Genomic DNA, 12094 nt, shown 5'->3' on the forward strand with positions numbered 1-12094 from the left:
TATTCGGCGTGAAGCCGTTCTCACTCTGGAGAAGGAGGAACTACTACGATGAATTTTTTGCAACGCATTAAAGACGGTGCCAGCCGGGTGAGTGAAAAAGCGCAAAGCTCGGTGGAGGTCGGCAAGCTCAGCAGCCAGATTTCCGACATTGAACATGAGATGGATATGCACTTTCTGAAAATGGGCAAGCTGTTCTATGAAGGCTACCGCTCCCGGGACCTGACCTTAGCCGAAGGCCAGATGGTGGAGCTGTCGCGCAGCTGTCTGAAGCTGCAGGAGGAAATTGACGAACTGCGCTTCAAGATTGCCGAGCTGAAAAATGAGCGGCTCTGCAAATGCGGCCATGTCGCCTCCCTGGACGCCAATTTCTGTCCGAAGTGCGGACGGAAGCTGGAAGAGGCAGCACCCAAGAAAGAGGCGGCAGCCTATTCAGCCCAGCCTGTATTTGAGCCCGAGGAGGAAGACGAGTTCTATGGGGCCGAGGAGCTGACGGAGGAGGAAAGAGAGCTGGCTCTGCGGATGGATCCGCGCGCGGCCGTATATACGGAAGTTCAGCCTGCCGAGAAGGAGCTGCCGCCCGAATCTTACCGTGAGGATTCACAGGAGCCGCCGCGAAGCCGCCGTGAAGCCGATGAGCTGGAGCGCGAGCGGGAAAGACAGCTGGAGCTGGACCGGCGCATCCGCGACTGGAGAGCCGGGGAGCCTGAAGAGGAGGCGCCGGCTATTCAGGGAGAAAGCTTGCGGGATACCGTGAAGTGCCAAATTTGCCGCAATGATCTGCCGAAGGGCTCCATGTGGTGCCCGCGCTGCGGTTCCGAACAGATATAGCGGCATTGTACAGACAGACCGGGAGGACAACATAGATGGAACAACTGCTGCAGCATATGCGCAATTTGGGGTTTACGGAGCTGGAAGCAAAGATCATGGTCGAGCTGGCCGCCAAAGGACAGTCCTCGGGCTATGAAGTGGCGAAGCAGCTCGGCATCTCCAGATCCAATGTGTATGCCGCGCTTCAGCGGCTTACCCAGCAGGGATATGTAAGATGCAGCGAGGGAGAGCCGGCGCGCTACAGTGCACTGGCTCCCGAGGAGCTGGCCACGATGATCTCCGGCCGGGTTCAGGCCTCGCTTGAGTTTGTGGAGAGCGAGATGCCGCGCGGCGGTCCGCTTAGCCCTTCCTTTTACAATCTGGAGGGCGAGCGCAATATACTGGGGGAGCTGGTCCGCCAGCTTAACCTTGCCAAAGAGGAGATTGTCGTCGATGTCTGGCGCGAGGAAGCCTCGCTGCTGCGCAGCGAGCTGGAGCAGGCTGAGCTGCGGGGCGTAAGACTCCTGTGGGCTTTCAGCGGTGACAACGCCGCCCCGGCCCCGTATCCGGCCTGGCCGCCGCTCGGCGGCAGAACCCGTCCCGGCGGCGGGCGCAAATTCTCCTTCGTCATCGACCGCAGCTGGTGCATGCTCGGCATGCGCAGCGATGACGGCTCGGCGCAGGCGGTGGTCACAGAGCATGAGGTGCTGGTGGAGCTGCTGCTCAACCATTTTAGCCAAGAGATGGTGCTTTTCGAGCTGGAGGAAGATATGGGAACAGAGCTGAAACAGCGGTACGGGGAACGCTACGGCCGGATTCTGGGCAAATATGTGATGCAGGACAAGGTTGCAGAGAATCGCAGGGGCAGACAGACGGACGAAGAGGAACCGGAAGCAGACGGCGCAATGGAGGCCGTGGAGGAACAGCCCGGGATCTAGTTACTGCCGGGAGTAGATTAAGCTGGGGAGGTGACAAGCGTGGAGTGTATCGTTCATTTTGATGTAGTGCATCAGGAAGGGACCAAGTCGCTGCGGGGTCTGCTGTTTTTGGATAAGGGAGAGGTTCCGGGGGAGCAGGAGCTCGTCGGCATGTTCAAGGATATGAATTTCGAGGTCCGGTTAGAGGACCGGGAGAAGCTGATCTTCAAGCCGGTAAAGCCGGACAAGTTCACGGAAATCCGCATTACCGGCTTTAACAGCGGGAATGCCGGCAGCAAAGAGGAACAGGAGCTGAAGTCGATCGTCGCCAATCTGCTGCCGCAGAAACCAAGCGGCTTGTAAAGCGGAGAGTTATTCGTAAGTGGAGGGGGAGCACGGGATGGAACTGCTGAAACAGAAGGTATTGCGCGAGGGAATCGTCCTCGGTCAAGGCGTGCTCAAGGTCGATTCATTTCTGAACCACCAGATGGACCCGTTTCTGATGCGTGAGGTCGGCCGGGAATTTACCCGCCGCTTCGCCGGCGAGCCGGTCACCAAGGTGCTGACCATTGAATCCTCGGGCATCGCCCCCGGCATCATGACGGCGCTGGAGCTTGAGATCCCGTTGATTTTTGCCCGCAAGCAGAAATCGCTCACCCTGACGGAGGATATTTACGTGGAGAAGGTGTACTCGTTCACCAAGCAGGTCAGCAGCGATATCACCGTCTCCAAGAAATTCATCGCTCCCGGCGAACGGGTGCTGATCGTCGACGACTTCCTCGCAAACGGCGAGGCGGCCTTCGGCCTGGCCCGCATTGTGGAGCAGGCAGGCGCAAGCGTGGCGGGGATCGGCATTGTCATTGAAAAATCTTTTCAGCCCGGCGCATCCCGGCTGAAGGAAGCCGGTTACCGCGTAGAATCGCTGGTGCGCATCGCGGCGCTGGAGAACGGGACGGTCTCGTTTGTGGAGGAGAGCTAGCGCACAGGGGTGAAGGCTGGACGCGCGGCGGAAGCAGAGAGTATGGGGCACATTTCGCCGGGCTATAGGGCAACATCTTGGCGCTAACACGGCCGAATAAGTGCGCTGTGTCCGTTAACGCAGCTTAAGTAGCCTGGCAATGCATAATAACGGCCCCTGAGTCCGTTTAGAGGCAGATGCCTGCGCTAAAAGCCGGGTGTGGGGCGAACGGCGATGCTGTTCGCCTGCAGAAACAACAGCCGGTGCATACATAAAGAGCAGGCTCCCGCTTCAGTGGGGGCCTGCTCTTTATTCTTTGCTGGCGCGGAGATCGTTGCCTTGTGTGACGTGCACAGGCGGAACGCCAGGGCTGTGCAGCGTGCGCCAACCGGCAGCGGTGCAGCAGAGGCGAGCGCAAACGGACCGCCACAGCGGCTTGCGGCGCGCGCTGGGCAATCCGCCGGGCGGCCTCCTGTGCCGCCCGCTCCGGCCGTGCGGCGGCTGCGCCCCGCCGCTACCCGCTGGCGCTGCAGGTGCCTGCCGCGCCCAGAGGCCGCTCCGCGGCCCGCGGCGAGCGCACGCGCAGCGCGCCAGGCTCGCACCGCACCGCAAAGGCTGCGGTGCCAAGGGCCTCGCCGTCGCCGATGGCATGGCGCGGCTCGCTGAAGCGGACCGCTGCGCTGTGTCCGCGCAGCATGGTCACGAAGGGCAGCTTCACGTGGCTGCCCTTCAGCAGCGTCGGGAACAGCCGCAGCACTTGCATGCGGCTGCACCCGTGCACGACGCAGACGTCGAGCCGGCCGTCGCCGGCCTCCGCCTGCGGGCAGATCAGGAGCCCGCCGCCGTAGCTGGGCAGGTTGCAGACCGAGACCAGCCAGGCCTGGTCGAAGACGTGCTCCTTGCCGTCGCAGGTCACTAAGACGCGGCAGGGCTTAAAGGTCAGCAGCGTATGCAGGATGCCGATGATGTACGCCAGCCGTCCGGCGCCGATGGCGTTGCAGAGCCGCTTGTAGGCTCCGTTGTTGACGTTGACGGCGACCTGGGCGTCGAAGCCGCTGGCGACCGCAGTGAGCGTCAGCCCGCCCGGGCCTGACAGCAGGTCCGCTTCAAGGCAGCGGTCCTGCAGCGCGGCCTCCAGTGCGGCTGCGGTGTCCAGCGGAATGCCGAAGCCGCGCGCGGTGTCGTTGCCGGAGCCGGCAGGGATCACGCCGAGCGGTACGCTCCGCTTGCGCAGCGCGCCCAGCACGCTGTGGAGCGTGCCGTCGCCGCCGATGACGAGGGCGGCCTGCCAGTCGTCGCGGCGCGCCAGCGCCAGCAGCACCTGGCCTTCCGCACTGTCCGCACTGTGTGTGAACAGCGTCTCGTAGTCGATACTGCGCGCGCGGAGCGTTGCCTCCACGGCCTGCCGGGTCCGCTCGCCGGCTCCGCCGCCGGCGCGGGGATTTATAATCAACAAGTACATGAATGTTCCTCCAGCCTGCAGATTCCTGTAAGTCTTAGTTCCCATTGTACGGAGCGGACAGGCAAAAGGGAATCGTAAAATTAAAGATGGTTTGCAGCGAAAGACCCAGCTTTACAGCTGCCGCAGCTGTCTTTCCGCCAGCTCACCGGCCCACGGAAGCTTATACCATTTTCCGCCCAGGGCATGGTAGAGCATAAGCAGCCAGACGGCCAGTGTACACAGCGACAGAAGAACGGCGACCAGAGGGCCGATCAGCGGGATGAAGCCGCTCAGCATATGCGCGGCCATCAGCGTACCGAAGGCAATCAGCGACTGCAGCGCGTGGAACAGCACGAAGCGGCTGCGTTTTTCCAGCGCCAGGAAGATGATGCCTCCGAGAAACGGGAAGAAATAGCAGAGGCCTGCGGCAATATGATCCGGCAATCCGGTGGATGATCTGAAAGGGGACAATAGGCTCACACTCCTTTGTATGAGCCTATGATTTGTCCGCCTGAAGTATGTGGGGGACGGCCCGGCGTTCTTGGCCAAATAACGGCCTGGTCCGTTAAGGGGTCATAGCGGGGATAATGTGCTGCTCCAGCAGCCCGCGCGGGTTCTTATAGCGGCTCACGGCGCTCTCGGCAGTGACAATCACAGCCGCCTCAAGGCCCGGCAGGAGCCACAGCTGCTGGCCGCCATGGCCGTGGGCCAGACGGTAGGGCTGGCCCGATATGACGCCGTTCCAGCACTGATAACCATAATGTCCGTATGCCGGGTAACCGCCGGTATGGGCCGTGAACATCTCTTCCAGCCACTCCGGGCAGATTACCCTCCGATCCCCGTATACACCACCGCCCAGCAGGCACAGGCCGACCTTGGCCAGGTCCCGCGAGGTTAAATACAATCCGATATGGCCCATGCTGTGGCCTTCGGGGCTGGGAACCCAGGCAGCGTGGCCGATGTCCAGCGGGCCGAATAAATGCTCTTTGGCGTAACTGAAAGCATCCATGCCGGTATAACGGCTCAGGATGGCCGACAGCAGATGGGAATCGCAGCTGCAGTACTGGAACTCGCCGATCCGGGGCTCATCGATAGGCAGGTTAAGAATATAGGCGGTGAAGCGGCGGCTTCGCTGCAGATTGCGGACCAGCGGCTCGCCGAGCCGCTTGCCGGTAATCCAGCGGAAGCCCGAGGTCATGCTCAGCAGGTGGTGCAGCGTAAGTCTGCCGAGCAGCGGCGAGGCGGAGCGCGGCAGCTCCCCGGCAAACGCCTCGGTAAGCGGCGTCTCCACTCCCGGCATATCCCCGCGTTCCATGGCGATGCCCGCAAGCAGAGCGGTGAAGCTCTTGGTTGCAGAACGCAGATCATTGAGCATCCCGGCCTGGAATCCGCCGTAATAGCGTTCATATATCAGTTTCCCGTGGCGGACAACAAGCATACTATGCATCTTGGGATAAGATTTGAGGACAGCCCGGTGGGCTTCCTCCAGACTTTGTCCGCAGGTACCGGTATCCCCGGGGAGTGCGGTGGCGAGGTAAGGCACCTTTTGACGGGGAGAATGAAGTAATGAGAGCTGTTGGCTCATGGTAATCCCCTTCCGTTTGCAGTCTGCGCACACCTGTGGCAGCTTGTGCGGCGATACTGGTATTTTAACCAGAGACAGGGATTTTTCCCGCGGCGGCAAAGAATAATTTTAAAAAAAATTGCCAACAGAATTTACATGGAAAGGTGGAAGTTGGTGCCGAATATGATACAATATAACGATAAGGCCCGAAAGGGGTGATTCAGCCAGCGGCTCTTCGGGTAAGTACAGTGTCAAGATGCCGTTTGAATTCCAGGGTGTCTTACTCTCAGCCCAAATCACGACGAACCTGCTTCACCGTCAGGAAGATTTCATTCTGCGGATAATGCAAGCCAAGGTTGTGAAACGGTCTTACTTGCATTTCGAGGTACGGCGGACTTTTCATCATGCATTCTCTACAACGGAGCATTCATTACCAATGTTTTGGGAGGGAACTGATCATGGCAAGTAAAGGTCACAACGAAGTCAAGGAAAGTCTACGGGAAATGACACGTATTTTCCGGCCCAAAGATCCCAAGAAATTTGTAAAGGAGTACGTCCGGAAGTATCGGATCACGGGAGGCTATGAAGAAGAGCTGACCATGGTCGTGGAGCATGAGCTGGGAAGAATCAACTCTTCCGTCTCCTGAAGGACAGAGAACAGCGCCGCTGTATCAGACTCTGAAACTTGAATAAGATATTATCCATGAGGATTCTCATAAACCGTGCCTGACGGGTCCGCCGTCATATGGGTAACGGTTTTTTTGTCGTTAAGTTTCCAGAATCGCTCTTGGCCGAATAACTGCATCAGGTGTTGCTTCATTTACGAAGTTCTAAGGAACCGTTGGCGATAATCGAACTAATTGATTGTTCATATGTTTAACGTATGAATTAAGGACGCTAAGCAATCTTCGCCTTTTTACCGTTCTTTGTGGTATTATTGATGTGAAATAAAGCACAGACAAAACGTGCGGACAGCAGAACCCTCCGGGTGAGGCTGTGTTCGAACTGGCAAGCGATCGATTTGCCGCCGCGCAATGTCTGCATAGGACTGGCGAGCGCCGAGGGGGAGAAGCATGGATATCTTTACAATATTTCCGACCATCAGCACATCGTTCATCGTCATCAGTGCCGTGCTGGTGGCGATTGGCTGGAGGCAGATTATTAAGGGCAAGCGCGAGGCGCACAAGAAGACAATGATCGCTGCTGCAGTGGCTGCCATTTTGTTTTTTATTGTGTATATGTCCCGGACCGTATTTGTGGGCAATACCTCCTGGGGGGGCCCGGAGCATCTGTCGGCGCTGTATCACGTCTTTCTGATTTTTCATATCGTACTCGCCACTGTGGCCGCTGTATTCGGCATCACCACGCTGGTGCTGGGCTTTAAGGAGAAGTATGCTAAGCACCGGAAATGGGGGCGGGTGACCGCCATGATCTGGTTCGTTACTGCAATTACCGGGGTAGCAGTTTATGTGCTGCTGTATCTCTTCTATCCGGGCGGACATACCAAGCCGGTCTGGCAAGTCATTCTGGGCGGCTAACAGCAGGGAAGCTTTCTTCGTATAATTTTGTACCACAAGCCTGTGTTCAATGACCTTCAAAGGGTTGAACACAGGCTTTTTCTATGCGGCTGATTCTGTGTATTTACATTTATTTCTGAAGAAGATATTGACATTGGAAATATCAGGTCATATACTGTGTATAAAGATATACACAGTAAGCACAGAGATATAAACACCTCATAGTTTCATATGCTGCGGCTTACTGCTCATGATTGAAATAAAGTGAGGTTATGAACGTGACGACGTTAAAACATGCCTGGTTCCTGTTCCGCGGAGACCAAAGGGTAGGCAAATGGAATGTGCTTTTTATGCTGGTCTTCACGACATTGTTTATGCTCTATATCGGCGCCTTATCCAGTATGATTATTGACGATGTCATCGCCGACGGCAGCGGGAAGGTGATGGGCGATTTTATGCTGCTGGTTATGGTCCCGTTGCTGGGCTTTACCTTTTCCAAACGGAGAGTGAAGTATTTAAGCGATGATACCTATACACGGACGCTCGCCTATATGCGGGGGCTGCCGATCCCGGCTGCAGTTCTGCTGTGCAAGCGGAAGATCGATGCCATTTTTGCTTTCGTTCTGAACGGCACGCTGTTCTTCGGCTTCATGTATGCGCTTGGCCCGCACCTGCGGGGTGAACTGAAGCTGGCGGCGTTCGCAGCCTTTGCCCTCACCTGGGTCGGTTATGGGCTGGTAATGGCGGGAATCTACATCCTGGTCGAATTTTCGGTCAGCGGCAAAATGTACTTCATTATTACTCTGGTGCTGATGATCGCTTCCAGCGGTGTTGCGGCGCTGATCTGGCTGGCCGGCGGCAATGTAATGAATTTTACAGTGGAATGCTCGCAGAACTGGGGGCTTGCCTCTCCGCTGATGTGGGGGACGCTTCTGGCTGGCACGGTATCGGTACAGCTATTCTCCAAATGGACGATTCACCGGCTGAAGAGCCGCGATCTCGTATGAGAGGGCGGGGTGCATCGTATGTGGATACCCATACAGATTAATGAGAATAGCGCAGAACCGCTGTATCACCAAATCGAGACCCAGCTGAAGTCGCTGATTATAAGCGGGACTATCGCCGAAGGGACGCTGCTGCCCTCCATCCGGGAATTTGCCGGGGACCTGAAATGCAGCGTAATTACGGTGCGGCGGGTTTATCAGGATTTGGAGGTACAGGGGCTGCTGCGGACGAAGCAGGGCACCGGCACCTTTGTCTCCCATGTGGGCGAGGGTGCCATGGAGGAATATAAGCGGGTTGCGGTAGAGAAGGCTCTAGAGAATGCCGTAGATACCGCCTTGTCGGTCCAGTGCGGTGAAGAGGAGCTTAACGAAATATTCCGAAAGATCGTGAAGGACAAGTACGGCGAAGCAAAGTGAGGAGGGAGAACCGATGGCACAGCAGGCAATCGAGCTGCGGAATGTAAGCAAGAAACGGCCGAATAAGGTGATCGGTCCGCTGAATTTACAGATCCCGCAAGGCTATGTCACCGCATTGGTTGGCCAGAACGGGTCAGGCAAAAGCACGCTGATGAACATGCTGATACAGCTGACTTATCCGGAGGAGGGGGAGATCCGCTGGTTTGAAGAGGCACATCCGGACGGTCTGCCGCTTACGCTCCGGCAGAATATCGCTTATGTACCGGAGACCTCCATGGCGGAAGAGAATTTCTGGACACCGCCGGAAGCGGCCGCTTTCCGCCGGCACTGGTATCCGGGCTGGGATCAGCCGTTCTTCGAGGAGCTGATGAACCGGTTTGAAATCCCGCGGAAGGCGCGGCTAAGCAAGATGTCCAAGGGCGAACGGCGGAAATTCGAGATTGCCTCCGCGCTGGCGGCCCGTCCGCAGCTGCTGCTTCTTGATGAGCCGTCATCCGGGCTTGATCCGTTTGCCTGGAGAACAATGCTCGATACGCTGCGGCAGTACATGGACGATACCGGCGCAACGGTGCTGATCTCTACGCATATCGTCGAGGAGGTCCGGCGCCTCGCCGATTACATCGTGCTGATGCACCGGGGACGGCTGCTGGGAATGACCGAGAAGGACAGTCTGTTCGGAGCCTGGAATGAGGTATGGGTGAATGCAGGGAGTGAGGAGGAGCTGCTGGAGCTAACGGCCGAACTGCCGGGAACACTCCAGGCCAAGCTTGAGGCTCCGGGAGTGGGCAGCTTCCTTGCCCGGCATTTTCACCGCAATGAGAAACGCCTCCAGGATATGGGCGTAAAGGTAATCAAGAGCCGCAGCCTGGAGCTGGAGGAAATCTTAAGCTTGTGGATGGAAGGGTACCATCCGGATAAGGATTGACTTGGGAGAGGGGAATTGTGATGGAAGCTTTGAAGCTGGAAAAGGTAGTGAAGCAGTACGGGGACAAGACGGCGGTAAACGGAATCAACCTGAAGGTGGAGCCGGGCGAGATTTACGGGCTTCTGGGCGCGAACGGCGCCGGCAAGACGACGACGATGCGCATGGTGCTGGGCCTGATTTATCCGGACGGGGGCAAAATCCTCTATAACGGCAAGCCTTACAGCAACGAGCTTCAGCATCTGATGGGTTATCTCCCGGAAGAACGCGGGCTGTATCCGAAAGTGAAGGTCAGCGAGCAGATTATCTATTTAGGGAAGCTCCGCGGGATGTCCTCCGCCGATGCGGACAAGAGCCTGCGCTACTGGCTGGACCGCTTCGAGGTGCCGGAATACTACAACAAGCGGATCGAAGAACTGTCCAAAGGGAATCAGCAGAAGATGGGCTTTGTTGCCGCCGTTATCCATAAACCGAAATTCCTAATTCTGGATGAAGCGTTCAGCGGACTCGACCCGGTCAATGTGGAACTACTGAAGGATACAGTCAAAGAGCTGCGCGATCAGGGTACCAGCATTCTGTTCTCTACCCACCGGATGGAGCATGTTGAGGAATTATGCCGCAATATTACGATCCTGCACCGTTCAAATACTGTAGTTCAAGGGGATTTGCGCGAGATCAAGAAGGGCTACCCGCGCGAAGAGGTGCTGCTGCGCACCGCCGGCGATGTGTCCGGCCTCGGGCAGATTCCGGGCGTACGCAGCGTACAGCGGACGGAACGGGGATATGTGCTGTCCATCGGTGAGCTTGCCGCCGCACAGCGGATTTTGCAGCATGCCCTGGGGCAGAGCGAAGTGGAGCATTTCGAGATTAAAGAACCGACGCTAAACCAAATCTTTATCAGAGCGGTGGGTGAATCCAATGAATAAGCTGGGAACCATTATCGGATTTACATTTAAGAACAAAGCCAGAACGAAATCTTTTACCGTTACTACACTCATTATCGTGCTGCTGATTACGATCGGGATGAACATTCCTTACTTTATCGATAAATTCAATGGCGAGGATAAAGCGGCGGAAGCTGCGCGCATCGGGGTAGTCGCCGATTCCGGAATCCCGGCGGCGGAGCTGTTGACGGCCTACACTGCACCCGAGGGTTCGGATAACAAGGTGACTTTGGAGTCATTCCCTTCCGCGGAGGATGCAGCGCTGGTTAAGGGGCTGGATGAAGGTGACATCGAAGGATACCTTACCTTCGGCACTGCGGGCGGCGAAGGCGTCCCTCCGGTGACCTACCACAGCAAGGACGGCGAACTGGATCAAGATGTACAAATGTATCTTCAGACGGCCTTACAGCAGGTGAACACCCAACTGATTGCCGAAGGCAAGCTGACGCCGGAAGAAGTAACCGCCATGTTTGCTCCAGTGTCCATTGAGACCCGGCAGCTTAGCGGCAGTGCCACAGGTGCAGATACAGCCGCACAGGAGGAAGAAGACTCACCGATTAACTTCGTCATTGTGTATGTTCTGCTGATGCTCTTCTTCCTGTCGATTATGCTTACCGGCAATATGATTGCGGCTGAAGTAACAGCGGAGAAAAGCTCGCGTATTATGGAGATTCTCATCACCAGCGCTTCGCCGCTGACGCAAATGTTCGGTAAAGTCATCGGGGTCTTCCTGGTGGGGCTGATGCAGATCGGTATCCTGGTTGCCACGATCGCCGCCAATCTGCTGCTGCCGCATAATGCCGGCGTGCTGGCTGACTTTGATCTTGATTTGAGCCAGATGAACTACGGGATTCTCGTGTATGGCCTCATTCTTTACATTCTTGGCTTCTTCCTCTATGCGCTGATGTATGCCGCCGTCGGCTCTATTGTCAGCCGTACCGAGGAACTCGGCCAGGCGACCATGCCTGTAATGATGATCGGCTTTGTGAATTATTATATTCCAACCTTCAGCGTAGCAGCACCTGATACGCTGCTCGTTAAGATCGCCAGCTTTGTTCCGTTTACTTCGCCGCTCAGCATGCTGCTGCGCATCGGCATCGGCGAGGTTGAGGTGTGGGAGATTGCCTTGTCGCTGGTTATCCTGGTAGTTACCATTCTCTTCTTCGCCTGGCTTGCGGCCAAAATCTACCGCACCGGCGTCCTGATGTACGGCAAGCGTCCTAGCATCAAGGAAATCCGCAAGGCCATGAAAGCCTATAAATTTTAATTGGAGGCCTTCTTATGGATAAGAGCAAACAATCGCTGGCGATGCTCGCTGCAAGTTCACTGCTGGCGCTGGTTGCAGGCTTAAGCATGCCGGACGGCGGCTCCGGGGTGAGGGATTTCTTTCAGGGTTTTCTGACCGGAATGGGAGCCGCGAGCTCCCTGCTGACTATCTTTCTCTTTGCTAAAACCCGTAAGCATCGCACGTAAGGTGTATCATGTGCAAGTCAGGACCGGCAAGCCGAGCCATCGGCTTGCCGGTTTATTGTTGTCATGGGCTGAATGGGCGGAACAGGCTTCATTCCAATAATCTTGATATAAATGCTCCTTCTCAGGTAAG

The 12094-nt window shown here is 56.7% G+C and carries 15 protein-coding genes; 12 read left to right on the forward strand and 3 right to left on the reverse strand.

The window, feature by feature from the left end:
• The first annotated feature begins 48 nt into the window (after positions 1–48).
• From F1381_RS15395 to F1381_RS15410, 4 genes are read left to right on the forward strand one after another with little or no spacing between them, the layout of a single operon-like run.
• Entirely contained in the window at positions 49–828 is a 780-nt protein-coding gene (locus tag F1381_RS15395) for a zinc ribbon domain-containing protein (protein ID WP_151735728.1), read from the forward strand.
• Between the two features lie 35 nt (positions 829–863).
• Positions 864–1745, forward strand: coding sequence for a TrmB family transcriptional regulator (locus F1381_RS15400; RefSeq protein WP_151735729.1), 882 nt, complete (start codon positions 864–866; stop codon positions 1743–1745).
• 39 nt (positions 1746–1784) lie between these two features.
• Positions 1785–2087 (forward strand): hypothetical protein, encoded by a 303-nt coding sequence (locus tag F1381_RS15405; protein WP_151735730.1) that lies wholly within the window; start codon positions 1785–1787, stop codon positions 2085–2087.
• 37 nt (positions 2088–2124) lie between these two features.
• The gene (locus F1381_RS15410) at positions 2125–2703 is read left to right on the forward strand and encodes a xanthine phosphoribosyltransferase (protein ID WP_151735731.1); all 579 of its coding nucleotides are present in this window, start codon (positions 2125–2127) and stop codon (positions 2701–2703) included.
• 493 nt (positions 2704–3196) lie between these two features.
• On the opposite strand, the gene F1381_RS15415 is transcribed toward F1381_RS15410, so the two are convergent.
• The 3 genes from F1381_RS15415 to F1381_RS15425 all read right to left on the reverse strand — a co-directional run bounded on the left by F1381_RS15415 (position 3197) and on the right by F1381_RS15425 (position 5708).
• Positions 3197–4144 carry a diacylglycerol/lipid kinase family protein gene (locus F1381_RS15415; protein WP_151735732.1) on the reverse strand — a complete coding sequence of 316 codons (948 nt, stop codon included), beginning with the start codon at positions 4142–4144 and terminating at the stop codon, positions 3197–3199.
• Positions 4145–4255: 111 nt separating this feature from the next.
• A complete protein-coding gene (locus F1381_RS15420) occupies positions 4256–4594 on the reverse strand; it encodes a DUF4870 domain-containing protein (protein WP_151735733.1) in 339 nt (112 codons plus the stop codon).
• Positions 4595–4688: 94 nt separating this feature from the next.
• Positions 4689–5708 (reverse strand): serine hydrolase domain-containing protein, encoded by a 1020-nt coding sequence (locus F1381_RS15425; protein ID WP_151735734.1) that lies wholly within the window; start codon positions 5706–5708, stop codon positions 4689–4691.
• A 437-nt stretch (positions 5709–6145) separates the two neighbouring features.
• Between F1381_RS15425 and F1381_RS15430 the strand changes: the two genes are divergently transcribed.
• From F1381_RS15430 to F1381_RS15465, 8 genes are all read left to right on the forward strand, one after another.
• The gene (locus tag F1381_RS15430; protein WP_038585388.1) at positions 6146–6334 is read left to right on the forward strand and encodes a hypothetical protein; all 189 of its coding nucleotides are present in this window, start codon (positions 6146–6148) and stop codon (positions 6332–6334) included.
• Between the two features lie 426 nt (positions 6335–6760).
• Positions 6761–7225, forward strand: a complete 465-nt coding sequence (locus F1381_RS15435; protein ID WP_151735735.1) for a DUF420 domain-containing protein — start codon at positions 6761–6763, stop codon at positions 7223–7225.
• 257 nt (positions 7226–7482) lie between these two features.
• Positions 7483–8211 (forward strand): hypothetical protein, encoded by a 729-nt coding sequence (locus F1381_RS15440; RefSeq protein ID WP_151735736.1) that lies wholly within the window; start codon positions 7483–7485, stop codon positions 8209–8211.
• Between the two features lie 18 nt (positions 8212–8229).
• Positions 8230–8625 carry a GntR family transcriptional regulator gene (locus F1381_RS15445; protein WP_151735737.1) on the forward strand — a complete coding sequence of 132 codons (396 nt, stop codon included), beginning with the start codon at positions 8230–8232 and terminating at the stop codon, positions 8623–8625.
• A gap of 13 nt (positions 8626–8638) precedes the next feature.
• On the forward strand, positions 8639–9550 hold the full coding sequence (locus F1381_RS15450; protein WP_151735738.1) for an ABC transporter ATP-binding protein: 912 nt from the start codon (positions 8639–8641) through the stop codon (positions 9548–9550).
• A gap of 20 nt (positions 9551–9570) precedes the next feature.
• Positions 9571–10473, forward strand: coding sequence for an ABC transporter ATP-binding protein (locus tag F1381_RS15455; protein ID WP_151735788.1), 903 nt, complete (start codon positions 9571–9573; stop codon positions 10471–10473).
• Complete coding sequence (locus tag F1381_RS15460; protein ID WP_151735739.1) at positions 10466–11758, forward strand: ABC transporter permease; 1293 nt, start codon at positions 10466–10468, stop codon at positions 11756–11758. The genes F1381_RS15455 and F1381_RS15460 overlap by 8 nt, the downstream gene beginning before the upstream one ends.
• 14 nt (positions 11759–11772) lie before the next feature.
• Positions 11773–11964, forward strand: a complete 192-nt coding sequence (locus tag F1381_RS15465) for a hypothetical protein (RefSeq protein ID WP_151735740.1) — start codon at positions 11773–11775, stop codon at positions 11962–11964.
• The last annotated feature ends 130 nt before the right edge of the window (positions 11965–12094 follow it).

Origin of the sequence: Paenibacillus tengchongensis, assembly GCF_008973665.1 — a bacterium.
Taxonomy (GTDB): Bacteria; Bacillota; Bacilli; order Paenibacillales; family Paenibacillaceae; genus Paenibacillus_AQ; species Paenibacillus_AQ tengchongensis.

Excerpts from the sequence above, each read along its gene's own strand:
- F1381_RS15395 (WP_151735728.1), top strand. The coding sequence starts at position 49 with ATGAATTTTTTGCAACGCATTAAAGACGGTGCCAGCCGGGTGAGTGAA.
- F1381_RS15400 (WP_151735729.1), top strand. The coding sequence starts at position 864 with ATGGAACAACTGCTGCAGCATATGCGCAATTTGGGGTTTACGGAGCTG.
- F1381_RS15455 (WP_151735788.1), top strand. The coding sequence starts at position 9,571 with ATGGAAGCTTTGAAGCTGGAAAAGGTAGTGAAGCAGTACGGGGACAAG.
- F1381_RS15445 (WP_151735737.1), top strand. The coding sequence starts at position 8,230 with ATGTGGATACCCATACAGATTAATGAGAATAGCGCAGAACCGCTGTAT.
- F1381_RS15465 (WP_151735740.1), top strand. The coding sequence starts at position 11,773 with ATGGATAAGAGCAAACAATCGCTGGCGATGCTCGCTGCAAGTTCACTG.
- F1381_RS15460 (WP_151735739.1), top strand. The coding sequence starts at position 10,466 with ATGAATAAGCTGGGAACCATTATCGGATTTACATTTAAGAACAAAGCC.
- F1381_RS15425 (WP_151735734.1), bottom strand. The coding sequence starts at position 5,708 with ATGAGCCAACAGCTCTCATTACTTCATTCTCCCCGTCAAAAGGTGCCT.
- F1381_RS15450 (WP_151735738.1), top strand. The coding sequence starts at position 8,639 with ATGGCACAGCAGGCAATCGAGCTGCGGAATGTAAGCAAGAAACGGCCG.
- F1381_RS15410 (WP_151735731.1), top strand. The coding sequence starts at position 2,125 with ATGGAACTGCTGAAACAGAAGGTATTGCGCGAGGGAATCGTCCTCGGT.
- F1381_RS15430 (WP_038585388.1), top strand. The coding sequence starts at position 6,146 with ATGGCAAGTAAAGGTCACAACGAAGTCAAGGAAAGTCTACGGGAAATG.
- F1381_RS15415 (WP_151735732.1), bottom strand. The coding sequence starts at position 4,144 with ATGTACTTGTTGATTATAAATCCCCGCGCCGGCGGCGGAGCCGGCGAG.
- F1381_RS15435 (WP_151735735.1), top strand. The coding sequence starts at position 6,761 with ATGGATATCTTTACAATATTTCCGACCATCAGCACATCGTTCATCGTC.